The following is a 23,293-nucleotide window of genomic DNA, read 5'->3' as shown; positions in this document are numbered from 1 at the left end:
GTTTGCATGAATCGTAAGAAGGAGCGGACATGGCAGCGGACGCACACGAGCACGGCTCCGGGCACTCCCATGGTCACGGCGTGAACGCCGACGCCGATCGGAAATGGCTGACCATCGCCTTGATCCTGATCGGCGGATTCATGGCCATCGAGGTCGTCATCGGCATCATCGCCCAATCGCTGGCGTTGATCTCCGACGCCGGGCATATGCTGACCGACGCGGCATCGATCGTATTGGCGCTCATCGCCATTCGCCTCTCGTCGCGTCCGGCGCGGGGTAGCTATACGTTCGGCCTCAAGCGCGCCGAGATCCTGTCGGCACAGGCCAACGGCGTGACGCTGTTCCTACTGGCCGCCTTCTTCATCTACGAGGGCATCCGCCGGCTGATCACTCCCCCGGAGGTCTCAGGCCTGCTGGTGTTCATCACCGCACTGGCCGGAATCGCCGTCAACGTGGCAGCCACGTGGTGCATCAGCAAGGCCAACCGTTCCAGCCTCAACGTCGAGGGCGCCTTCCAGCACATCCTCAACGACCTCTACGCATTCATCGCCACCGCCGTCGCCGGCGCCGTGGTGTGGCTCACCGGCTTCACCCGCGCGGATGCCATCGCCGCACTTGTCGTGGCCGCGCTGATGCTCAAGGCGGGCTGGGGCCTGGTCCGCGAATCGGGACGGATCTTCTTGGAAGCCGCGCCTGTAGGCCTAGACCCCGGCACCATCGGAACCCAGCTCGCGGCGGTGCACGCGGTGGCCGAGGTGCACGATCTCCACATCTGGCAGATCACCTCCGGCCAGCCGGCGCTGTCGGCCCACATATTGGTGGCGCCCAATGCGGACTGCCACGGAATACGGCGTGAGATCGAGGAGTTGCTCCATACGCAGTACGACATCGACCACACCACCTTGCAGGTCGACCACGAGGGCACCGAGGCCTCGACGCATTGCTTCGATCCCCACGGAGAGCCGTACCGCGCGGATGGCAGCGCCTTGCCGGGCAAGGGGTAGGCATCTGATACCAGCAGTAGCGGGCCATGGAGGTCACGATGGGAGAGCCAGCGACTCGCGCCGACGCGTTTCTGCGGGCGGCCACCATCGCCTTTGTGATCGGTTGGGGGCTGGATGCCATCGACCACCTGCGACGTGGCTTCGCCGCGGCGCCGCTGACCCTGACCTACCTCGCCGCCACCCACGCGGTTCTCATCGCCGTCGCGGTGACGATGATCCTGCGCCACCGCAGGCACGCCCCGGAGGCCACCGTGATCGTCGGCAGCGCAAGCGTTCTGGGCCTGGGCTACGTGCACCTCATGCCGAGTTACTGGCCCTCCGTACAAGACAGCTTCGTCTCCGGGCCACGCGTCGACGTCACCTGGTTCTCGTGGGTGACGATGCTCATCTCGATCGCCGCCGCGGTGGTGTGGGCGCACGCCGGCAGTCGTGCCCTGATCCTGCGCGACTGATCTCCACCGAACACGAAGGCCCCCGACGCGCGGTGCGTACGGGGCCTTCGTGCGATGAATCCTTAGATTGGGGTCAGACCGTGCTTACGCTGCATGCGATCATGCTTCTGCTTGTCCCGCAACAGCTTCAGCGACTTACGTAGCAATAGACGGGTCTGGTGCGGCTCGATGACGCCATCGATATAACCGCGCTCGGCCGCGATCCACGGCGTCGCCAGATTCTTGTTGTAGCCCTCGATGAAGTCCGCCCGGATCTTCTGCACCTCGGGTGCCGTCGGGTCCGGGAAGCGCTTCACCAGCAGCTGCGCGGCGCCCTCGGCACCGATCACCGCGATACGTGCGGTCGGCCAAACATAGTTCAGGTCGGCCGAGAGCTGCTTGGAACCCATCACCGCATACCCACCGCCGTAGGCCTTGCGGGTAATGATGGTCACCTTGGGCACATCGGCTTCCACCACCGCGTTGAAGAAACGGCCACCCTTCTTGATGATGCCGTTCTTCTCCTCCGACACACCGGGTAGCGCGCCCGGCGTGTCGACCACGAACACCAGCGGCAGGTTGTACGCGTCGCAGAAACGGATGAAGCTGGCGGCCTTGTCGGAGGCATCGGTGTCGACAGCGCCCGCCATCTGCAGCGGCTGGTTGGCGATCACTCCCACCGGGTGCCCGTCGACCCGCGCGAACGCCGTGATCATCGCGGGACCACGCTGCTCGGAGATCTCGAAGATGTCGCCGTCATCGAAGATCCTCAGCAGGATCTCCATCATGTCGTAACCCTGGTTGTCGCTATCGGGGATGAACGTGTCGAGATACAGATCGTCCTCGGTGATTTCCGGCTCCAGGCCCGGGTTGACGATCGGCGGGTAATCGAAGGTGTTGGAGGGCAGGAAGCTCAGGTAGTCCCGCACGTACTGGAACGCGGCGGCCTCGTCCTCGACGACCTTGTGGATGTTGCCGCGCTGAGCCTGTACGTCGGCCCCACCGAGCTCGTCGAAGCTCACGTCCTCGCCGGTGACGTCCTTGATGACGTCAGGCCCGGTGATGAACATGTAGCCCTGGTCGCGGACCGCCACCAACAGATCGGTCTGGATCGGTGAGTACACGGCACCACCGGCGCACTTGCCCAGAATGATCGAGATCTCGGGCACCGTGCCGCGCAGCAGCTCGTGACGGCGGCCCAATTCGGCGTACCAGGCCAACGACGTGGCGGTGTCCTGGATGCGGGCGCCCGCCGAATCGTTGATGCCGATCACCGGGCATCCGTTGGTCGCCGCCCATTCCATGAGCTTGGCAACCTTGCGGCCGAACATCTCACCGACGCTGCCCTGGTACACGGTCTGGTCGTGTGAAAACACCGCGACGGGGCGGCCGTCGATGCGCCCCAGACCGGTGACCACACCATCGGTGTACGGCGCGTTGGCATCACCGGGAGTGCGGGCGAACGCGTCGAGTTCCAAGAAACTGCCCTTGTCGAGCAGCGCGTCGATGCGGGCGCGGGCACTCGGGATGCCCTTCTTGTCGCGCCTGGCGATGGCCTTGGCATCACCCGGCTCGCGGGTGAGCGCAATCCGCTCACGCAGGTCGGCGAGCTTCTCCGCAGTTGTGTGTGGTGGCACAGTGTCTGAACCTTTCTAAGCCTGCTGGGCCTGTTGGGCGTTGATGGTCCGCAGCGCCTGACTCATATGAGCACCGACCTTAGCGATGATCGGTTCGTCGATGACCTGGATGTGCTCACCGCCGACCGGAACGACCTCGAGGTCGGAGACGAACTCACCCCAACCGCCGTCGGGCTGGCGGGTCGCGTACGCGGGCTCGAACGTGATGGCGTCATCGTGGTAGCGGTCGGCCATGTAGAGCGTCATGTGCCCGTCGAACTTCACCGGGGTGGACGTGTCAATAGCCCGCTGGTCGAGATACGACGTGCGCTGGTGCTCGATGATTCCGCCCGGAATCTGCACACCGCTGGCCTTGACCGCCTCCAGCACGAACGTCACCTGGCCCGCGTCGTCGAGCTCCTCCAGCTGCTCATACGGGATGGCCGGGATCTCGACGTTGAACGTCTTCTGGGCGAATGCCGCATAACGGTCCCAGCGTTTCCGGGTCTCTTCCTTGGTCTGCAAGATCGGAGTCCCGGGGCGTACACCGTCGATGTTGCCGACCCATGCGACCTCGGCGCCGGCCTCCTTGAGGCCGACCGCACAGGCGTACGCCAGCACTGCACCGAGAGACCACCCGGCCAGGATGAACGGGCCGTCGTGCAGTTCCATCAGCTTGGGTACGTACTTGGCGGCCCGCTCCTCGATGGTGCCCTCGACCCGCTCGAAGCCGAACATCGGCGTGCCCTCGGGCAGACGCTTCAGCAATGGTTCGTAGACGACGGTCGAGCCACCGGCGGGATGGAACACGAATACGGGAACCGCCGTGGAGCCTTCCTGGCGGGGTGCCAGGGTCCGCACAAAGCCGTCGATCTTGCCTGCTTCGAGCCTGCTGCGGACTACCTCGCCAAGGGCTTCGATGGTCGGCGCGAGCTTGACCTCCTCGGCCGGAATTTCGCCGTCAGCGCGCTGCGACAGACGTTCGGCCAACTTCTCGGCCGTCGCATCGTCGATCTTGGGCAGTGCGTTGAAGATGCTGCCCGGCGACTCGCCGGTGACGATGGCCCACGTCGCGAACGCCACCCGCTCGGCCGCATCACGCGGCGGCACATCGGCATTGAGCGCCTCGGCAATGGCTTCCTGGTTCATGGCGGCCGCGGCCTTGGCCAATTCACTTGTCTCCGCCGAGATCGTCGCTTCCTGAGCGATGGCGGGGGGTGCGCTATCGGCAGCCGGCTCCGCGGCGGGCACCTCAGCCGGAACCGACTCGGCCGCACCCGCGGTCAGGGCCGCCTCGATATCGGCCTTCGACAGCATGCCGCCGGTCGGCGCGGCCGCCTTGAACTCGTCGGTCTGCTGGTAGTCGTGCAACTCGTGCACGGCGTCCGGGTTCTCCAAGGCATAGATGACCAGTCGCTCGACGTCCAGCAGGTTCGCGTCGCGCACGGCCTGCAGCTGAATCGGCGGCAGGTCGAAGTCGAACTCGACGCGATTCTTGATCCGCACGGCCATCAGTGAATCCAGACCCAGCTCGATCAACGGCACCTCGCGTGGCACGTCCTCGGGCTCGTAACCCATGGCCATCGACACGATGGTGGCCAACCGGTCGATGACCGGCTCGCCGGACTCCTTGCTCCATTTCTTGAAGTCGGCGCCCGCGCCTGCTCCGGACAGCAGGTTGTCGTGAATCTCTTCGGGCACTTCCTCTTCCACGACGGCAACCGCATGGGAAGGCGCCGCAGAGGCACTCACCACGGCGCTGCCGTTGGTGGCAACCCCCGCGGCAGTCGCGAACGGCAGTGCGCCACCCTGACCGGCACGCGACACCACCGCGTCATAGACGAGCGTGAACGATTCCCCGATGCGGGCGTGCACCTGCACGGTGGCCCCGCCCGGGTGCCGGGAGAGCGTGGTCACCAGCGTGGAACCTTCGCCCGGGATGGCGCGCTGCTCAAACGCGGTGAGCTGAGCGCCCGGAAGCACCGATGTCGCAGCGGTTTTGACCAGTTCAGCGAAGTCGACGCCGGCGACCTCCCGCGGACTCCACTCCCATACATGCTTACCGTCGGGCAGCGACACATGCGTACCCGGGATGCGGGTCGATCCGTCGGCACTGAAATGCGCGGGCAGCCAGTGCGGCTTGCGTTTGAACTCGGTGGCGGGGATCGGCGCGTAGTCGGAAGACTTGGCCGCCCTGCTGAACAGCGTGCGCGGGTCCAGCGCGTGACCGTGCACGTACAGCTGCGCCATGGCCTTGACCATGGACTCGACCTCGTCCTCCTTGCGGGCGAGGGTCGCGATGAGCTGCGCGTCCGGCAGCCCCGACGCCATGGTCGTTAGCCCAACCTGCATGAGCGCCACCGGGTTTGGCGCCAGCTCCAGGAAGGTGGTGTGCCCGGCGTCCACGGCGTTGCGGGTGCCATGGGTGAAGTAGACCGAGTGCCGCATCCCCTTCTTCCAGTAGTCCACATCGTGGACCGGCTCCCCGCCGCCGCGGATGAAGGTGCCCTCGTGGACCGTCGAGAAGATGCCGATCTTCGGGGACATCGGCTCGATCCCCTGCAGTTCGGCGGCGAATTCGCCGAGCAGCGGATCCATCTGCGACGTATGGCCCGCGCCCTTGGTCTGCAGCTTGCGCGCGAACTTGCCTTCCGCCTCGCAGCGGGCCACTATCGCGTCAACCTGCGCCGGCGGACCACCGATGACGGTCTGCGACGGCGCGGCATACACGCACACTTCCAGATCGGGGAAGTCGGCGAACACCGTCTTGAGTTCGTCGGCCGAGTATTCGACCAGCGCCATCAGCCGGATGTAGTCGCCGAACAGCATCGCCTCGCCCTCACCCATCAAATGGGCGCGCGAGCAGATGACACGTGTCGCGTCGGCGAGCGACAGCCCGCCCGCGAAATAGGCCGACGCGGGCTCGCCCAGCGACTGTCCGATCACCGCGGTGGGCTTGGCGCCATGCGCCTTGAGCACCTCGCCGAGCCCGATCTGGATCGCGAAGATGGCGATGTTACTGGTCTCGATGCCGTACTCGTGCGAATCGTCGAGGATGAGCTCGACGACGGAGTAACCACGCTCTTCCTGCACGTACGAGTCGACCTTGTCGATCCACTCGGCGAAGATCGGATCGCGCAGGTACAGGCTCTTGCCCATCTTGCGGTGCTGGGCTCCGAAACCGGCCATCACCCATACCGGGCCATTGCTCACCGGCCCGTCCGCGGAGTACACGTACGGCTTCTGCTTGCCCTCGGCCACCGCACGAAGGCCCTTGATGGCCTCCTCGTGATCGTGGGCCAGCACCACGGCGCGGGAGCGGCCATGGTTGCGGCGCGACAACGAGCGCCCGATGGACTCCAGTGAGTAAGACTGCCCCTCTTCGGTCTCCATCCAGTCCGCCAGCGCCGCCGCGGCGGCCTTCTTGCGTGAGGACAGGAAGCCCGAGATGAACAGCGGCACAACCGGAGCGACCGGCTCTTCGGCAGCGAGCGCCGCCAGCCCCTCTTCCTTGAGCCGCTTGGCCTCATCGGTCAGGCCGGGCAGCTCGTACGGCTCATCGGAATAGCCGCCGGTGAACTCGCCGTACTCGTCAAAGCGCGAGACGGAGAATTCGTCGCCGTCAGCGGTATCCGCCTCTGCCACCGCATGTTTGCCGTTGGTGTCGGCGTCGTCGGACTCCGGCTCAGTGCTTTCGCTGGGTTCGACCAGGTCGATCGGCAGCACTTCGCGCACCACGATGTGGGCGTTGGCTCCACCGAAACCGAAGCCGGAGACGCCCGCGATGGCGTGCCCGCTGTAGCGCGGCCATTCGGAGACCTGATCGACAACCTTCAGATGAATCGCGTCGAAGTCGATATACGGGTTGGGGCCGGTGTAGTTGATCGACGGCGGAACCTTGTTGTTCTGCAAGGCAAGCACGATCTTCGAGAGGCTGGCGGCGCCGGCCGCGGACTCCAGATGTCCGAAGTTCGACTTCGCCGAGCCCAGCAGCGCGGGCTTGTCGGCGTCGCGGCCACGGCCGACCACACGCCCGAGCCCATCGGCCTCGATCGGGTCGCCCAGGATGGTGCCGGTGCCGTGCGCCTCGATGACATCGACACTGCGGGGGTCGATTCCGGCGTCCTTGTAGGCCTTGCGCAGCACCTCGGCCTGGGCATCCGGGTTGGGGGCCAGCAGGCCGTTGGAGCGTCCGTCGTGGTTGACGGCCGAACCCGCGATGATCGCCATGATCGGGTCGCCGTCGCGGCGCGCGTCCGAGAGACGCTTCAGCACCAGCATGCCGCCGCCCTCGGACCGGCTGTACCCGTTGGCATCCTGCGAGAAGGACTTGATCCGGCCATCGGGCGCCAGCACGCCGCCGACCTCGTCGAACCCGACCGTCACCACAGGCGTGATGAGTGCGTTGACGCCACCGGCCACCACGACATCGGCCTCACCGGAGCGCAGGGCCTTCACCCCTTGGTGCACCGCGACCAGCGACGAGGAACATGCCGTGTCGACGGCGACGCTCGGGCCACGGAAGTCATAGAAGTACGAAACCCGGTTCGCGATAATCGAACTCGCGTTACCGGTGATGGCGTACGGATGGGTGACGGTGGGATCGGCCACCGACAAGTAGCTGTAGTCATTGTTGGAGCTACCGATGTACACACCGACGCTCTCACCCTTGAGGCTGGATGCCGGAATACGGGCGTTTTCCAGTGCCTCCCAAGTCAATTCCAGCGCGATCCGCTGCTGCGGATCCATGTTGTCGGCTTCCATCTTGGACAGCGTGAAGAACTCGGCGTCGAATCCCTTGATGTCCTTGAGATATCCACCGCGGGTGGCGGCCTGAGCCACACGCTCGGCAATACGCGGCTCGGCGGTGAACTCTTCCCACCGGCCCTCGGGCAGATCGGTGATGGCGTCGCGGCCCTCCAGCAGCGCCTCCCACAGCTGCGCCGGGCTGTTGACGTCGCCGGGCAGACGCGCCGACAGGCCGACCACCGCGATATCGAATTCGCCCGCGGCGATCTTCGGGTCGCGCGACCAGTCCTCGTCGCCGGCATCCGGCACCTCGGGCTCGCCCTCGATGATGCGGGTGGCCAGCGACTCGATGGTGGGGTGCTGAAAGGCCACGGTGGCCGTGAGGGTGACCCCGGTGAGGTCCTCGATGTCGGCGGCCATCGCGACGGCGTCGCGTGAGGACAGACCCATCTCGACCATCGGCGCCGAGTCGTCGATACGGTCCGGGCTCACCCCGGTGGCCTTGGCGATCCAATTGCGCAGCCATTCGCGCATTTCGGGCACGGTCAGCCCGGCACCGCCGGTCGGTGCCGCTACCTCCGGAGCTGGGGTTTCCAGGCTGGTCTCTGGTGTCGAATCCTGTTGAGTATCAGTCATGTTCGAGGCCTATCTCCGGAGTATCGGATGGCGAGGCGATGCTGGATCGCCTACTGCCGGTCGTCGGGGAATGCGGTCTGCTGGTAGCCGCCGCGCAGGCTGCCGTCCAGGTAGCTGGTTCGAGCGGCGCTGCGGGCGATCTTGCCGCTGGAGGTCCGGGCGATCGAGCCCGCCGGGACCAGCAGCACATCGCGCACGGTGACGCCGTGGCGTACCGCGACCGCGGCGCGCACGTCGTCACCGACAGCTTGGTTGTCGGACTTGTGGCCGCCCACGCTGCGCTCGCCGATGATGACCAGCTGCTCGGAGGAATCCTCCGGGTCGTATTTCAAACCGGCGTGCGGATTGTCGAAAACCACCTGCGGCAACTGGTTGGCCGGCACCGAGAAGGCCGCGACATATCCCGGGCGCAGTGCCTTGTTGGCTTCTTGTGCGGTGTATTCGATGTCTTGGGGGTAGTGGTTGCGGCCGTCGACGATGATCAGGTCCTTGACGCGACCGGTGATGTACAGCTCGCCATCGACCCATACTCCGAGGTCACCGGTGTTGAGCCAGTTGGCGTCGTCCGGAGCGCCCTCGGCATGCGATGCCGGGATGCGTGATTTGAGGGTGTTCTGGAACGCTTCGCGGGTCTCTTCCGGGCGGCCCCAGTAGCCCGAGCCAATGTTGTTGCCGTGCAACCAGATCTGGCCGATCTGACCGTCGGGCACCTCCGAGGCACTCTCGCCGTCGACGATCACCGCCCACTCATCGCGGGCCATGCGGCCACTGGAGACCTGAGTCAGCGAGTTCTCTGCGCCCGGGGCCACCTGCACGATGCGCCCGGCATTGAGCTCGGTGCGGTCCACGTGCAGCACCCGCGCCGGTTCGGTGTTCCAGATGGTCGAGGAGACGAACAAGGTGGCCTCGGCCATGCCGTACGAGGGGTGAATCGCCTTGGGATCAAAACCGTACGGTTCGAAGGCGTCGCAGAACTTCTTCAGCGACGCCGTCGACACCGGCTCGGACCCATTGATGATCGAGTGGATGTTCGACAGGTCCAGCGGCGGTTCGCCCTCCTTGGGCACACCGCGCAACGCGCAATGCTCGAAGGCGAAGTTCGGCAGCGCCGAGAAGCTACCACCACGGTCCTCGCCCTTGACGGCCATTTCCCGCAACCAGCGCAGTGGACGGCGAATAAACGCCGCCGGACTCATCACGGTCATGTGCTTGCCGAGCATCGACGGCACCATCACGGTGATCAAGCCCATGTCATGGAAGAACGGCAGCCAGGTGCAGCCACGCAGCGCCTCGTGTCCCTGCGCGCCTTCTTGCGCGGACAGCGCGTCGATCAGCTGCAGCAGGTTGGTGGCCACATTGAGGTGAGTGATCTGCACACCGGCGGGGGCCCGGGTCGAGCCCGAGGTGTACTGCAGATACGCGATGGTGTCCTTGGTCGCCACCGGCTCGACCCAGGTCGACCCCACATCGTTGGGAATCGCATCGACCGCGATGACACGGGGGCGCTCCTTGGGCGGGCGATTGCGGAAGAACTTGCGCACCCCCTCGGCACAATCGGTGGTGGTCAACACCGCCGAAGGCTGGCAATCATCGAGCACCGCATGCAGGCGCCCGGCATGACCAGCCTCGCTCGGATCGAACAACGGCACCGAAATCGCGCCGGCGTACAGCGCACCGAAATGTGCCACCAAGTAATCAAGGCTCTGCGGAGCCAAGATGGCCACACGGTCACCCGGCTTGGTCACCTGCTGCAGACGCGCCGCCACCGCACGGTTACGCGCACCGAACTGCGCCCACGTGATGTCGATATACGCGCCATCACGCTCCGTGGAAAAGTCCAGGAAACGGTACGCCAGGCTCTCACCCTGTGACTGCGCGAAGCCCTCAACGTGCCCGACGATGCTCCCGTCCTCCGGGAACTTGATATGACCCGCCGAGTCAAGGAACGGGTTGTCGAACGCCATGTGTACTTCTCTCCTGTGACGGCGCGGATGCGCGGTTCGCGGGCCTGAACAGTTCGTGCACGCCGACATGACATCGGGGCGAACGTCAAATCCTCGATGATCGTACCGAGAGGCAATCGCGTACTACGGCAGCTCAGGCGGCCATTCGCGACGAGATTATCGGTCGGCGTCGGCCAACCAAAATCACTCGGGCCCGCGAACGGCTTGCAGTCTTATTTTTCTCTTAATCTTAGGTGAGCGTACCGCGCCAGCCAAATATCTTGGCGTCCTGTTGTGAAGATGACATCAACGCTTGTCAGGCGATCATCCGTGCTTCGGGTGGGGAGCGTTCTCAATGAGCCCCTCGGCCCAGTTGGTGGTCCATACCGTCGCGGCGTTGCCGTCAATCTGCCAGAACTCCGGCGTGGCGTACAGCGCGTGCACGGGTGCGCCCGCCCCGCCAGAGAGAATGTCCAGCGTCTTACCCAGGTTGGAGATGTTGAACGCGTCCGGAGGCGCCGCACAGATCAGGTCGCCGGTGCCACAGATCTGGTTGGTGCGGTCGTTGAGCTCGCCGAACCCGCCGGGGCGCGGGCCCGTCATTTTCAGCCCGAAGGAATCCAGCACACCCAGGTCCCCGAGAGTGACCTCCGCGCCCTGCCCGGGCGGGTTCGGTCCGGGTGACTGCCCCACGCCATCCTGGCGACGGCCATCGGCGATCAATGTCACGCCCAGCACCAGATCCTGGTCCACGGGCCCCTCACCGTTACCTATCTGATTGGCGATATCACCGGCGATCACCGCGCCCTGCGAGAAACCGATGATGACGTAGCTGGTGAGCGGGCACCGGTCATACATCTCGGAGAGCTGCTTGACGGCCCGGTCGGTGCCCTCCTTGCGGCTGTCGTTGTATGACATCTGGTTGTCGTTCGCGAAGGGGTTATGGAACTGGGCGGTGTAGGGCACCGTCCAGGTCTGCAGCCGGGCCTTGTCAAACTTCTCGCTGATGGGCCGGGACACGTTCAGCAGCAATGAGCGCGGAAACTCTGTCGGATTAAGGGGGTCGTCCGTGCGGGACGACTCCCAGGTGCCCGGGATGATCAGCGCCTGCACGTCGGGGCAGTCTGCGCTCTGGAAGGCCGGCCTGGGCTTCTGGCCCGGCCGCGTCAACGGCGGCGTCGTGGTAACCGGCACCTGCGCACCCGGCGTGACGTCTGCGGGCCTGCGGACGATGACCACGACGATCGCGATCACCAGAATGACGACGACGGCGACGGCCAGCGCCGCGGCCATACCGAGAATCCGGTGCCGTTTACTGTTCGAGCTCTTGGGCATGTGTCTCCTGGCCATTCTTGACGTGCGGTCTCGCAGCGTGCTCTCGCTTGCTCCAAGGTACCGGCAACACCGAGCGAGGCTACCGAACCGATGCGCCTCGCACCTGCGCAAATGATCGCCACAGCACAGAATTCGTTACGTGATTGTGGCCCATCGGCCAGTCCCCCCCCGAAATGACGACGGCGGCGGCCACCTGTCCTGAGACAGAGTGGCCGCCGCCGCCCGAGATTGCTCTTGCGCCTAGTGGCTCTGCAGGTAGCCCACCATGTCGGACTTCATGGCCTTGAGCTGGTTGCCCCAGTAGGTCCAGTTGTGCAGACCACCCGGGGGGAACTCCACATGGGCGTTCTTGCCGCCGGCAGCGGTGTAGGCATCGACGTACTGCTTGTTCGAGCCGATGGCCATGCCCTCGAGGAAACCACCGGTGAAGTTCTCGAAGCCGTTACGCGTGGCGTCCAGGTCGGTGGCGTCACCGCTACCGCAGTAGATCCACAGGCGAGTGCCGTTGGCCACCGTCCGGTCGATGTTCAGGAACGGGTCGTTACGAACCCAGGCCGGGTCGCTGTCGGGGCCCCACATGTCCTGCGGGTTGAAGCCACCGGCGTCGCCCATGGCCATACCGATCTGGCCCTTCATGTCGGCCGGGTGCAGGAAGCCCGAGAGCGCACCGGCGTAAATGAACTGCTGTGGGTGGTAGTTCGCGAGGTTCAGGGCAGAAGCGGCACCCATCGACAGACCGACAACCGCGTTACCGGTCTTGGACAGCCCCTGGTTGGCCAGGAAGGCGGGCAGCTCCTGGGTCAGGAAGGTCTCCCACTTGTAGGTGAAGACGCCATCCTTACCCTTGGCCGGCTGGTACCAGTCGGTGTACCAGCTGGACTGGCCGCCGACGGGCATGACGACGGAGATACCGGACTGGTAGTAGTCCTCGAACGCCGTGGTCTCGATGTCCCAGCCGCTGAAGTCATCGCGCGCACGCAGACCGTCCAGCAGGTAGACGGACTTGGCGCCACCGTTCTGGAACTGGACCTTGATGCTGGTGTTCATGGCCGCCGAGGGCACCTGCAGGTACTCGACCGGAAGACCCGGGCGCGAGAACGCGTTGGCGACCGCGGAACCACCGGCGACACCGATGAATCCAGGCAGAACGGCCGCAGCTGCGGCCACAGTGGCAAGTCGACGCGCGGTCTTACCGCGCAATTGTGAAAAGAGCTTCATTCCCTCAGTATCCCGTCTACTTCAATCGGCGTTACACATGTCAGGCCGATGGACATCCCGATGGACGCCCCTGGGGTTCCCGAGGTAGTCAACCACATCAGGGGGACTGTCAACACATCCCCTCGGCGTTGTTTCGCGGTTGTTGGCGCACCGCAACCGGACCGATGTTTTACCGAGACACAACCCGGCGAAGACAAAAAGAGCGGTGGCCACCCCCCTCCACGGAGAGTGACCACCGCTCTTTGTACTGCTTATGCCTAGTGGCTCTGCAGGTACGCGACCATGTCAGGCTTCATGGCCCGCAACTGCTGACCCCAGTAGGTCCAGTTGTGGATACCGCCCGGAGGAAACTCGATGTGTGCGTTCTTGCCACCGGCCGCGGTGTACGCCTCGACGAACTTCTTGTTCGAACCGATGGCCATGCCCTCGAGGAAACCACCGGTGAAGTTCTCGAAGCCGTTACGCGTGGCGTCCAGATCGGTGGAATCACCGGTACCGCAGTAGATCCACAGGCGAGTGCCGTTGTCGATGATCTTCTGGATGTTCAGGAACGGGTCGTTGCGCTGCCAGGCCGGATCGCTGTCCGGGCCCCACATGTCGGAGGCGCTGAAGCCACCGGCGTCACCCATGGCGAGGCCGATCTGGAACTTCATGTCCGACGGGTTCAGGAAGCCCGAGAGCGCACCGGCGTAGACGAACAGCTGCGGGTGGTAGATCGACAGGGTCAGCGCCGCCGAGGCACCCATCGACAGACCGACGACCGCATTACCGGTCTGCGAAATACCCTTGTTCGCAGCAAGATACGCCGGGAGTTCCTGAGTGGTGAAGGTTTCCCACTTGTAGGTCCACACGCCGTCCTTGCCCTTGGCCGGGTTGTACCAGTCCGTGTAGAAGCTGGACTGACCACCGACGGGCATGACCATGGAGATACCGGACTGGTAGTAGTCCTCGAACGCCGTGGTCTCGATGTCCCAACCGCTGAAGTCATCGCGCGCACGCAGACCGTCCAGCAGGTAGACGGCCTTGGCGCCACCGGGCTGGAACTGAACCTTGATCTCACGGCCCATCGACGCCGACGGCACCTGCAGGTACTCGACCGGAAGCCCGGGACGTGAGAAGGCGCCCGCAACCGGAGTCAGCGCCGTACCGCCGACGATGCCCGCCACACCGGGCAAGACTGCGACGGCCGTGGCCGCTACCGCAATCCGGCGCGCCGACTGACGCGCCAAGGCACCACGCATCTTCGAAAAGAGCTTCATTTACTTCGTTTTCCCATCTGTCTCAATCGATTTCCCACTACGTGCGCCTGCGGACCTTCCCAAGGTGCCCCGGGATCTTAGCCGTTAAGCGTGGCAATCAGATCACCCTTGAGGGCCTGCAGTTGCTGTCCCCAATACGGCCAGGAGTGGTTCCCGGACGCGGGGAAGACAAAGTTGGCGTTCCTTCCGCCCGCGGCGGTGTACGCCTGCTGGAATGCCTTGTTACCGGCCACCGCCAGCGACTCCAGACTGCTGGCGCTCAGGGCCACACCGGCATCGGTGTTGTCATCGATCGGCGTCGAACCACCTGGCGCGCAATAGATATAGAGGCGAGTGCCGGCCGCGACCAGCGCCTGCGCCTGCACGGTGGGGTCGTTGCGGCGCCATGCCGGATCCCACGGCGGCCCCCACATGTTGTCCACGCTGTAGCTGCCCGCATCGAGCATGGCGACCCGGATCGCGTTGGTCATGAAGATGGTCGACGGGTTGAGGAAGCCGGAAAGCGAACCGGCGAACCGGAACTGCGCCGGGTGGAACGCGGCCAGGATCAGCGCGGCACCGCCACTCATCGACAGCCCGACGACGCCGTTACCGGTGGCCGATATCTGCTTATTGGTGGCGAGGTAGGCGGGCAGTTCCTGCGTGAGGAATGTTTCCCACTTGTACGTGTAGGGCTGCTTGTTGAGCGCCGACGGCGAATACCAGTCGGTGTAGAAGCTCGACTGTCCACCCACGGGCATGACGACCGAAATTCCCGATTGGTAGAACCATTCGAACGCCGCGGTGTTGATATCCCAGCCGTTGAAGTCGTCCTGGGCACGCAGCCCGTCCAGCAAATAGACGGCCTTGGGCCCGCCGCCCTGGAATTCGACGCGAATGTTGCGACCCATCGAATTGGAATAGACATCCAGGTACTCGACCGGGAGCCCCTCGCGCGAGAAGGCATGCGCGGTGGCGGGGTTGATCGTCATGGCCGCAGCCATCGACACGGGCATCACAAACGCCGCTAACAGGGCCGACAGCACGCGGCGGGCTTTCACGCGCACGCTCATCTGGGGGTCCATCCGTTTCATATAGAGGAATTCACAGGAGTCACACTGGGCACTTCTGTCACGCAACGTTGCGCCTGAAGTGTCCGACAACGTCGTCTTCGTATCGCCATGACGGGGCCGCGTCGTTACCTAATTGGGATCACAAATCAGACACGACGGCGGCCGCCTCGAGGGGCCGGGCACGAACACCCTACGGACCGGTTGCCGGCAGCCCGGTGTACGAAGGAGTGTCCAGCTTCGGCATCGGCAGACCGCATCGCGCCAGTTCAAAGCGCGGCACACGATCGATCCGATAGGTCGTGAACTCATAGGAGTGCAGCATGTTGGACACGAACAACCGCGGCGACAACGGTTTGCGCACCGCACTGAGCATGGCGTCGGTCTGCGGACATTTCAGCGCCTCGACGGCCTCGGCCACCCAGTCTTGATCGATGTACCTGGGGATATAGGGATAACGCTTGAGCCACGGCCCGTCGGCGATCATCCAGTCCGGGAACAGGTTTTTGTCGTGGCCGATGCGCCCATCGGTGATACGCGCGGTATGCGCGGCCAGCGGGTTAGCCAAACCGATCTGATCCACGATCCGTACGTCCAGGCCCAGGTTCATGCCGAGCATGCCCAGGTTGGTGAACAGCACCGCATGTGGTCCGCGGTACCCGTGCGGGATCGGCGGCGGTGGCGGGATCGCCGGTGCCACATCCCATTGGTCGTAGTTCCCCGATGGAAGTAACAGCGCGCCGTCGGGGGTGTTGTCGATCGCCACCAGCACCGCCCGCATGCGGGGGTAGTTGAGATAGTCCGCTGCGGTCAGCGGGTGGGCGACACCTGTGGCCTGCGCGTAGAAACGGCGCTCATCGACGATGCCGCTATAGGTGACCTTGGTGCCGTCACCTGCCATGCCCGGCGAGTTGGCCACCCAGACGGACCAGCCCGCGATACCGGCGAACAACCCGATGGTGGCCGCTGTGAGCAGACGCGCCTTCTTGGGGGTGAAGGCCGCGCTATCGGGAGCTGCCAGCGGAACCACCGAGATCGGAAGCAACATGCAGAACACGGGGGTCAACAACACCCGGGCGTGCATGAAGTCCCCACCCTGGCGGATCCAGTACACACCCTGAACAAATCCGCTCACGAGCATGAAAACGACGACGGCCGTAGGGTTTTGCACGAGGCGAGCCAACCAGCCGTAACCGGGAGCCGCCACCTGCCGCACCCACCACTGCCCGCGGCGGGCCTGGTAGGCGGCCACACCCAGCGCGATGAGCAATACCGCCGGAATCCAGATCAGGTACGGGGAGTTCATGTTCTGCAGGTAGACGAACCCCTGCCCCCACTTGGAACCCGAGGCATCCTTGGCGATCGCTGTGCTGGGCACCAAGAGGCCGTAGTAGCCCATCCGGAAAATCTGGTAGAGCACGGGCAGTGCGCCACCGGCGACCACGATCCATATCCGGCTCATGAATCCGCGGGCGGCAACCAGCATCATCACCAGGAAGCCGCCGCCGATGAGCGCCAGCTCCGGGCGAATCAGCACGCTCAGGCCGGCGAGGAAGGCCAGCCCCACCGTGAATCGCCTGCTGAGAACGTCCCGCTGATCTCTCTGGGCGTGAACGATCCGCGGATCCACCGGCTGGTGTGGGCCACCGCGCCGATCAAGGGTCACCGGCGTGCGCACGGCCTGCGCCCACTTCACCATCATGAGCCACAGCCCACCCAAATACGCCAGCACCAAACCGTTTTCGAGGCCGGAGGTGGCGAAGTCACGCGCCGGCGGGATCGCGATGTACACCAGCATCCCCGCTGGAACCATCACGGCCGCACGCCCGGCAAGAAGAGGAGCGTACAGCCGGGCGGTGCCCAGGATGGCCAAGGCCACACCCACCAGGCTCAGGACCAGTGACAAGGTCAGCGCCACGTATTCCAGGCGCATGCCGCCCCCGGCCCAACCGCCCAGATAGGTCAGGTATGTCCACAGCGTGGAGGTATTGGCCTCTACGCGCTCTCCCTTGTTGAAGACGGGCCCGTTGCCCGCCAGCAGATTTCGCACGGTGCGCAGCACGATGAGCCCGTCATCGGCGATCCAGCGCCGCTGCCAGGCGCCCCACCCGAACAGCACGGTCACGGTGAGGACGCTGACCCACACCGTGAAGCGAGTCAGCCCATTACTGGGGCCCACGGCCCGTGGCCGCTCAGGAGAAGTAGAAGGCCGCACCGAGCGATCCGATCCATGCGACGAACAGGAACTGAAGCACCCTGTCCCCCAGAGCGATCTCCTCGGGCTCCCCCGCCTCGCCCCCGTCGACGTCCACCGCGTAACGCAGCACCGCGATGGTGAACGGAATCATCGAAGCCACAAACCAGGAGCCGGCCCGGTGGTCGCGTTCGAAGGCCCACAGCCCGTAACAGACCACAACGGCTGTGGCGGCCAAGGTCCAGACGAATCTCAGGTAGCTCGCGGTGTATCCCTCGAGCGACTTGCGGATCTTCGCGCCGGTCTTCTCCACGATCTGCAGCTCGGCGTAGCGCTTACCCGCGGTCATCATGAGCGATCCAAAGGCCATGATCAGCAAGAACCACTGCGACAGATACACACCGGCGGCCACACCTCCGGCGATGGCACGGATCAGGTAGGCCGACGACACAATGCAGATGTCGATGACTGGTTGGTGTTTCAGGCCGAAGCAGTAACCCAGCTGGATTGCGATGTAGATCGCGATGACCACCACGAGGTTCGCATTGACCTGTGACGCGATGGCCAGGGATCCGGCGGCCAGCACCACCGAAAGCCCATAGGCGGCCGGTACGGGCAGCACCCCCGCGGCAATCGGCCGGAAGCGCTTGGTGGGGTGCTGGCGGTCGGCTTCGACATCGCGGGCGTCGTTGATCAGGTAGATCGACGACGCCGCCATGCTGAACACTACGAATGCAATCGCGACCTTGGTGAAAACCGTGCGGTAGTCGTGCGGCGGAATGTCGCCGAGGGCCGCCAACGGCGCCGCGAAGACCAGGATGTTCTTCACCCACTGCCGAGGGCGGACCGCCTTGACGATCCCCGAGACAAGGTTCTTGGGCGGCCCCACGGTCGGAGCTGCTTCCTCACTCATCGCTGTTCCTCCTTGAGCGCCAGACGAGAGTCCGCCCGGCGAACGGCCGCGCCGATCAGTGCACCGAGCGCGGCGCCCGCGGCCACATCTGTGGGGTAGTGCACGCCGAGAACCAGCCGCGACAACGCCATCGGCGGAATCAGCAGGGCGGGTAATGGCAACCCGGTCAGCGGTGCGAAAAGCACCGCCGCGGCCGCGGTCGAGGTGGCATGCGACGAGGGGAAACTGAGCCGGCTCGGGGTACTCACGTTCACCCTCACCGCCTCATGGCTCGGACGGCGGCGACGCACCAGCCGCTTGATGATGACCGACGCGGCATGCGCGCCGAAGGCACCCGCACCCGCCGCCAGCCAACTGCGCCGGCGAGGCTTGTCTCGCCTGTTGATGGCCGCGCCGATCAGCCCGGCGGCGACCCAGCCGATGCTGTGCTCGCCGAAATGCGAGAGACCACGCGCGGTGCTGAGGACTCCGGGACGCCCGCCGAGGGCCGACTGCACGGCGACGAGAACCGCGGTTTCTCCCTGAGGCGCGGTGACCTCGCCCGGCAGCGGACCTGTCATGCACTCACCCCGGGGTTCATGGATTGAGGCGCCGGGTTGTCCTTGCCGATCCCAAGGATGTTCTCCCACTGTTCTTTACTGGTCAGTGTCGGCAACGCCTTGCGGTAGGTCTTGCGCATCTTGTTGAAACTACGCATCAGCTGCAGGTTGCGGCGCAGCGACCCGCGCAGCAGTTCGAACATCCTGGCGCGGTCGCGCTGGCGGTACACCACACCCCGCCCGTCGGCGGTGGTGACCGTGACGCCGTCCATCCCGCACAGCAGGAACCAGCGGGCGTCCTGGGTCGCGACGTTCAGTTGCGGACGCACATGATGCGCGGGGTTTTCCTTGGTCAGCTGGTGGATAACGCCCCGCGACAGGCGGAATCCGATGGCAGGCAACGATACTGGCGGCCTGTGTACCTTACGGCGTCCCGACGGCACCGGCAGCGAGGTAGCGGTCGGCAGCACCACGGCATCCGGGAATTCCTGGCGCAGCGCCCGTACCTCGGGCATCGCCGACTCCAAGATGGAGGCGATGTGCTCCGGCCCGGCCAGGAAGTCGTCGATGGCCCGGTTCTGGATGGCGACCGTCGAGTACTCCAGGCACATCAGGTGTTTGATGGTGGCCTTGATCATGCTGCCCAACAAACCGCGAATGTTGTTGTCCCAATGCAGGGCAGCAACCACCAATCGGTTACGCAAGTGGAAGTAGGCCTGCCAGTCGATGGCGTCGTCCTTGTCGCTCCACGCCATGTGCCAGATCGCGGTACCCGGCATCGACGCCGTGCCGTAGCCGTGCTCGTTGGCGCGAAGCCCGTACTCGGCGTCATCCCACTTGATGAACAGCGGCAACGGTTGGCCCAGCTCCTCGGCGACAGCGCGGGGGATCATGCACATCCACCAGCCGTTGAAGTCGACGTCGATGCGGCGGTGCAACAGCTTGCTGCGGTCTTGTTCGATGTCGTCGAGCACGAACTTGGCGAAGTCGTGGTCGTATTCGGCGAACGGCGCGTTGGTCCACATGAAGTTGTCACGATTGACGACCTCGCCCATCACGTGCAGGTGCGAGGGCTCCTGCAGATTGAGCATCTGACCGCCGACAAGCATCGGGGACTTGGCAAATCGATTGAGCGCCAAGGCCCGCAGGATCGAATCCGGCTCGATGCGGATATCGTCATCCATATAGAGGATCTGCTCGCAGTCGGTGTTCTTGAGCGCCTCGTACATGACCCGGCTGTAGCCGCCCGAACCACCGAGGTTGGGCTGGTCATGCACCCGCAGCCGGCCCTCCAGCGGACCGGAGGCGGCCGCCCATTCCGGGTGGTCCTTGACCTTCTTGGTGCCCTGATCCGGAACGATGACAGCGGTGATCACCTTGTCCACCAAAGGATCCGAGGTAAGGGCCTTCAGCGCGTTCACGCAGTCATTCGGCCGGTTGAAGGTGGGTATTCCGACGGCAATGCTGGCCCGGCCGGGCGCGGCGGTCGGCGAGTACCAGCCCGCGTTGTGCAGCGTGACGTCGCTGTCCGTGGTGATGTCGAACCAGATCCAGCCGCCGTCTTCGAAGGCATCCAGACCGATCTCGAATTCGATAACCGCATTGTCGCCACTGAACTGGGTGCCGCCCACGGTGATTCGCGCCCCGGTGGCCTTGGTGCGGTACACGTCGATACGGCCGGAGCCGGTCAGCTCGATGTGCAGCACCACGTTCTCCAGCGTGGACCAGCGTCGCCAATAGCTCGCCGGGAACGCGTTGAAGTAGGTGGCGAAGGAAACCTCGGATTCCGAGCCGATCTCCAACGAGGTACGGGTGGGCGGGTGCGCACGCCGGTCATTGGTGTCGGACTCGACGATGTAGAGCTTGCGCACGTCGAGAGGTTCACCGGGCCTGGGCAGGATCACCCGGGACAGCAGGCTCACCGCGTGTGATTCGGTCGAATCGATGGGGCCGAATGGAATATCACTCATTGTCGTCACCTCCGGACAAGGGCGCACCGTCGGCCAGATGCGGCGCCAGCACGTTGTCGTACATGCTCAGCGCACTGGCGATCGCCATGTGCATGTCGAGATACTGATAGGTACCCAGCCGGCCGCCGAACAGCACCTTCGCCGAGGCTGTCTCCTGCTTCGCGCGGGTGCGGTAGGCCGCCAGGATGGCCCGATCGGATTCGGTGTTGATCGGGTAATACGGCTCGTCGGTGCCCTCGGCGAACCGCGAGAACTCCCGCATGATCACGGTCTTGTCGGTCGGGTAGGCCCGTTCCGGATGGAAATGGCGGAACTCGTGGATCCGGGTGTAGGGCACGTCGGCGTCGTTGTAGTTCATCACCGGGGTGCCCTGGAAATCGCCGGTGTCAAGCACTTCAACCTCGAAATCCAGTGTGCGCCAGCCTAATCGACCTTCGGCATAGTCGAAGTAGCGATCCAGCGGTCCGGTGTACACGACCGGCGCCGCCGGGTTCGCGGCGCGCAGGTCCGCGCGCACCTGGAACCAATCGGTGTCCAGGCGCACCTCGATCCGATCGTCGGCAGCCATGTTCTGCAGCCACGCTGTGTATCCGTCGACGGGCAGGCCCTCGTAGGTGTCGTTGAAGTACCGGTTGTCAAAGGTGTAGCGCACGGGCAGGCGATTGATGACCGCGGCCGGTAAGTCCACAGGATCGGTCTGCCACTGCTTGGCGGTGTAGTGCTTGACGAACGCCTCGTACAGCGGGCGCCCGATCAGTGAGATCGCCTTTTCCTCCAGGTTGGCGGCATCGGCGGTAGTGATCTCGGCGGCCTGCTCGGCGATGAGGGCACGCGCCTCGTCGGGGGTGAAGTAGCGGCCGAAGAACTGCGACACCAGCCCCAGACCCAGCGGGAACTGGTAGGACTGCCCCTGGTGCATGGCGAAGACGCGGTGCTGGTACCCGGTGAACTCGGTGAACTGGCGTACGTAATCCCAGACCCTCTTATTAGAGGTGTGGAACAGATGGGCGCCGTACTTGTGTACCTCTATACCCGTCTGCGGCTCCGGCTCGGAGTAGGCGTTACCCCCGATGTGGTGGCGGCGCTCGACGACGAGCACCCGCTTATCGAGTTGGGTTGCGGCACGCTCAGCGATAGTGAGGCCGAAAAACCCGGATCCGACGACGATCAGATCGAACTGCTGGTTTTCTCCGCTGTCTGCTCTTCGCGCAAGCGGCTCATCGGCGGTCACGTGCAGTCAGGGTACTGGACCGGCACCACCAGCCCCTGACAGCGACATCCGGCCCGGGAAACACGAATGGGCCGAGGTTCGCAGATACGGATCCGGTCGCGATTAGCTCACGATTTGATTTCGTCCCACTAGTCACACCAGTAACTCTGGTTACCATCGAATGCGTCGGTTCCGGTGCCGATCCGCCGATCCGACACCCGCGGGGAAATCCCGTGATAGCACACGCAAAACCGCAGAAGACCATAAGTGATCGACCCGATATTGAGGAGACTTCCGTGCCTAATCGTCGCCGCCGCCGGCTTTCGACAGCCTTGAGCTCGGTCGCCGCGCTGGCCGTCGCAAGTCCGTTTGCCATTGCCCTCGCGACCAACATGACCCAAGCAGCCGCGCCCGCGCCTTCCCAGCAGGAATTCGTGCAGGCCGCGATCGTGTCGGACCTGCCCGGAGAGGTCATGGGCGCGGTCCAGCAGATGACTTCACAGTTCGGCGTCCAGATCCCCGGGCTCTCCGGTCTCAACATCCCCGGCTTGGGCGGTGGCGGACTCGGCAGCCTGGGCGGCGCCAACCCTGCCCTCACCTCTCCTGGTGGCCTCACCACGCCCGGCGGGTTGACTTCCCCGTCATCGTCACTGACGAACCCGGCGCTGACCAACCCCGGCCTGACCAGCCCGAGCGGCTCCACCACACCGAGTCTTACCGACCCGGCGCTCACCAACCCCGGTCTGACCAACCCGGCCGCTCCCGCCAGCACCCCGGGACTGACTCCCGCCGCGGGCACCGGTGCGACGGGTGTGAACCCGGCGCTGACCGATCCGGCCGCGGGGCTCACGTCCCCCGGTGGCGAGGTCCCCATCACGCCGAACCCGGCGCTGGGTACCGGCCTGACCAACCCGGCCCTGGCCGACCCCTCGCTGGCGGGCCTCGGTACGCCCACCGGGCTCGGCGGTGGCAGCGGATTGGGCGGCGGCAGCAGCCTGATCAGCGACGCCATGGGCGCGGTCAACCAGCTGGGCATCACCCAGGCGGTTGATCTGATCAAGGGCGCCATCCCGGCGGCCGCCTCCGCGGCGGCTCCGCCTCCGGCCAGCTAGGTCGATACACAAGCTAGGTAGCGAAACGGCACCGCAGGGCACAGAGGCTCTGCGGTGTCGTTGCGTGTGATCCACCCGTCAAACATCAAGATCGATGATTGACGCGTGTCGAATC

At 64.9% G+C, this 23,293-nt stretch carries 15 protein-coding genes; 3 read left to right on the top strand and 12 right to left on the bottom strand.

The window, feature by feature from the left end; all coding sequences use genetic code 11:
- The first annotated feature begins 29 nt into the window (after positions 1–29).
- Both MAB_RS01070 and MAB_RS01065 read left to right on the top strand, forming a co-directional pair.
- Positions 30–1,004, top strand: a complete 975-nt coding sequence (locus MAB_RS01070; protein ID WP_005084065.1) for a cation diffusion facilitator family transporter — start codon at positions 30–32, stop codon at positions 1,002–1,004.
- Between the two features lie 38 nt (positions 1,005–1,042).
- Positions 1,043–1,456, top strand: a complete 414-nt coding sequence (locus tag MAB_RS01065) for a hypothetical protein (RefSeq protein ID WP_005091131.1) — start codon at positions 1,043–1,045, stop codon at positions 1,454–1,456.
- Between the two features lie 62 nt (positions 1,457–1,518).
- Here MAB_RS01065 and MAB_RS01060 read toward each other — a convergent pair whose 3' ends face one another.
- The 12 genes from MAB_RS01060 to glf all read right to left on the bottom strand — a co-directional run bounded on the left by MAB_RS01060 (position 1,519) and on the right by glf (position 22,087).
- Entirely contained in the window at positions 1,519–3,072 is a 1,554-nt protein-coding gene (locus tag MAB_RS01060) for an acyl-CoA carboxylase subunit beta (protein ID WP_005084071.1), read from the bottom strand.
- Between the two features lie 15 nt (positions 3,073–3,087).
- A complete protein-coding gene (gene pks13 / locus MAB_RS01055; RefSeq protein ID WP_005112891.1) occupies positions 3,088–8,436 on the bottom strand; it encodes a polyketide synthase Pks13 in 5,349 nt (1,782 codons plus the stop codon).
- Between the two features lie 50 nt (positions 8,437–8,486).
- On the bottom strand, positions 8,487–10,400 hold the full coding sequence (gene fadD32 / locus MAB_RS01050; protein WP_005112890.1) for a long-chain-fatty-acid--AMP ligase FadD32: 1,914 nt from the start codon (positions 10,398–10,400) through the stop codon (positions 8,487–8,489).
- Between the two features lie 303 nt (positions 10,401–10,703).
- A complete protein-coding gene (gene culp6 / locus MAB_RS01045; protein ID WP_005084076.1) occupies positions 10,704–11,714 on the bottom strand; it encodes a carboxylesterase Culp6 in 1,011 nt (336 codons plus the stop codon).
- 240 nt (positions 11,715–11,954) lie between these two features.
- On the bottom strand, positions 11,955–12,932 hold the full coding sequence (locus MAB_RS01040; protein ID WP_005072332.1) for an alpha/beta hydrolase: 978 nt from the start codon (positions 12,930–12,932) through the stop codon (positions 11,955–11,957).
- A gap of 257 nt (positions 12,933–13,189) precedes the next feature.
- On the bottom strand, positions 13,190–14,191 hold the full coding sequence (locus tag MAB_RS01035) for an esterase family protein (RefSeq protein WP_005072330.1): 1,002 nt from the start codon (positions 14,189–14,191) through the stop codon (positions 13,190–13,192).
- Between the two features lie 77 nt (positions 14,192–14,268).
- Positions 14,269–15,243, bottom strand: a complete 975-nt coding sequence (locus tag MAB_RS01030; protein ID WP_005091136.1) for an esterase family protein — start codon at positions 15,241–15,243, stop codon at positions 14,269–14,271.
- 190 nt (positions 15,244–15,433) lie between these two features.
- The gene (aftB, locus tag MAB_RS01025; protein ID WP_005091969.1) at positions 15,434–17,419 is read right to left on the bottom strand and encodes a terminal beta-(1->2)-arabinofuranosyltransferase; all 1,986 of its coding nucleotides are present in this window, start codon (positions 17,417–17,419) and stop codon (positions 15,434–15,436) included.
- 13 nt (positions 17,420–17,432) lie between these two features.
- The gene (locus MAB_RS01020) at positions 17,433–18,347 is read right to left on the bottom strand and encodes a decaprenyl-phosphate phosphoribosyltransferase (protein ID WP_005084084.1); all 915 of its coding nucleotides are present in this window, start codon (positions 18,345–18,347) and stop codon (positions 17,433–17,435) included.
- Positions 18,344–18,907, bottom strand: coding sequence for a phosphatase PAP2 family protein (locus tag MAB_RS01015; RefSeq protein ID WP_005062953.1), 564 nt, complete (start codon positions 18,905–18,907; stop codon positions 18,344–18,346). Before MAB_RS01015 ends, MAB_RS01020 begins: the two co-directional genes overlap by 4 nt.
- Complete coding sequence (locus MAB_RS01010; protein WP_005112887.1) at positions 18,904–20,856, bottom strand: glycosyltransferase; 1,953 nt, start codon at positions 20,854–20,856, stop codon at positions 18,904–18,906. Before MAB_RS01010 ends, MAB_RS01015 begins: the two co-directional genes overlap by 4 nt.
- Positions 20,849–22,087: a UDP-galactopyranose mutase gene (gene glf, locus MAB_RS01005; protein WP_005096115.1), complete on the bottom strand. Its 1,239-nt coding sequence runs from the start codon at positions 22,085–22,087 to the stop codon at positions 20,849–20,851. Before glf ends, MAB_RS01010 begins: the two co-directional genes overlap by 8 nt.
- 275 nt (positions 22,088–22,362) lie before the next feature.
- Between glf and MAB_RS01000 the strand changes: the two genes are divergently transcribed.
- Positions 22,363–23,178, top strand: a complete 816-nt coding sequence (locus MAB_RS01000; RefSeq protein WP_005112886.1) for a hypothetical protein — start codon at positions 22,363–22,365, stop codon at positions 23,176–23,178.
- The last annotated feature ends 115 nt before the right edge of the window (positions 23,179–23,293 follow it).

Source organism: Mycobacteroides abscessus ATCC 19977 (genome assembly GCF_000069185.1).
Lineage (GTDB): Bacteria > Actinomycetota > Actinomycetes > Mycobacteriales > Mycobacteriaceae > Mycobacterium > Mycobacterium abscessus.
Note: the sequence above shows the minus strand (reverse complement) of the source record. Positions and strands in the feature narration are given on the sequence as shown.

What these genes read in the sequence shown, in the direction of transcription:
- MAB_RS01070 (WP_005084065.1), top strand. Translation starts at nt 30, where the DNA reads ATGGCAGCGGACGCACACGAGCACGGCTCCGGGCACTCCCATGGTCAC.
- MAB_RS01065 (WP_005091131.1), top strand. Translation starts at nt 1,043, where the DNA reads ATGGGAGAGCCAGCGACTCGCGCCGACGCGTTTCTGCGGGCGGCCACC.
- pks13 (WP_005112891.1), bottom strand. Translation starts at nt 8,436, where the DNA reads ATGACTGATACTCAACAGGATTCGACACCAGAGACCAGCCTGGAAACC.
- fadD32 (WP_005112890.1), bottom strand. Translation starts at nt 10,400, where the DNA reads ATGGCGTTCGACAACCCGTTCCTTGACTCGGCGGGTCATATCAAGTTC.
- culp6 (WP_005084076.1), bottom strand. Translation starts at nt 11,714, where the DNA reads ATGCCCAAGAGCTCGAACAGTAAACGGCACCGGATTCTCGGTATGGCC.
- MAB_RS01040 (WP_005072332.1), bottom strand. Translation starts at nt 12,932, where the DNA reads ATGAAGCTCTTTTCACAATTGCGCGGTAAGACCGCGCGTCGACTTGCC.
- MAB_RS01035 (WP_005072330.1), bottom strand. Translation starts at nt 14,191, where the DNA reads ATGAAGCTCTTTTCGAAGATGCGTGGTGCCTTGGCGCGTCAGTCGGCG.
- MAB_RS01030 (WP_005091136.1), bottom strand. Translation starts at nt 15,243, where the DNA reads ATGAGCGTGCGCGTGAAAGCCCGCCGCGTGCTGTCGGCCCTGTTAGCG.
- MAB_RS01020 (WP_005084084.1), bottom strand. Translation starts at nt 18,347, where the DNA reads ATGAGTGAGGAAGCAGCTCCGACCGTGGGGCCGCCCAAGAACCTTGTC.
- MAB_RS01015 (WP_005062953.1), bottom strand. Translation starts at nt 18,907, where the DNA reads ATGACAGGTCCGCTGCCGGGCGAGGTCACCGCGCCTCAGGGAGAAACC.
- MAB_RS01010 (WP_005112887.1), bottom strand. Translation starts at nt 20,856, where the DNA reads ATGAGTGATATTCCATTCGGCCCCATCGATTCGACCGAATCACACGCG.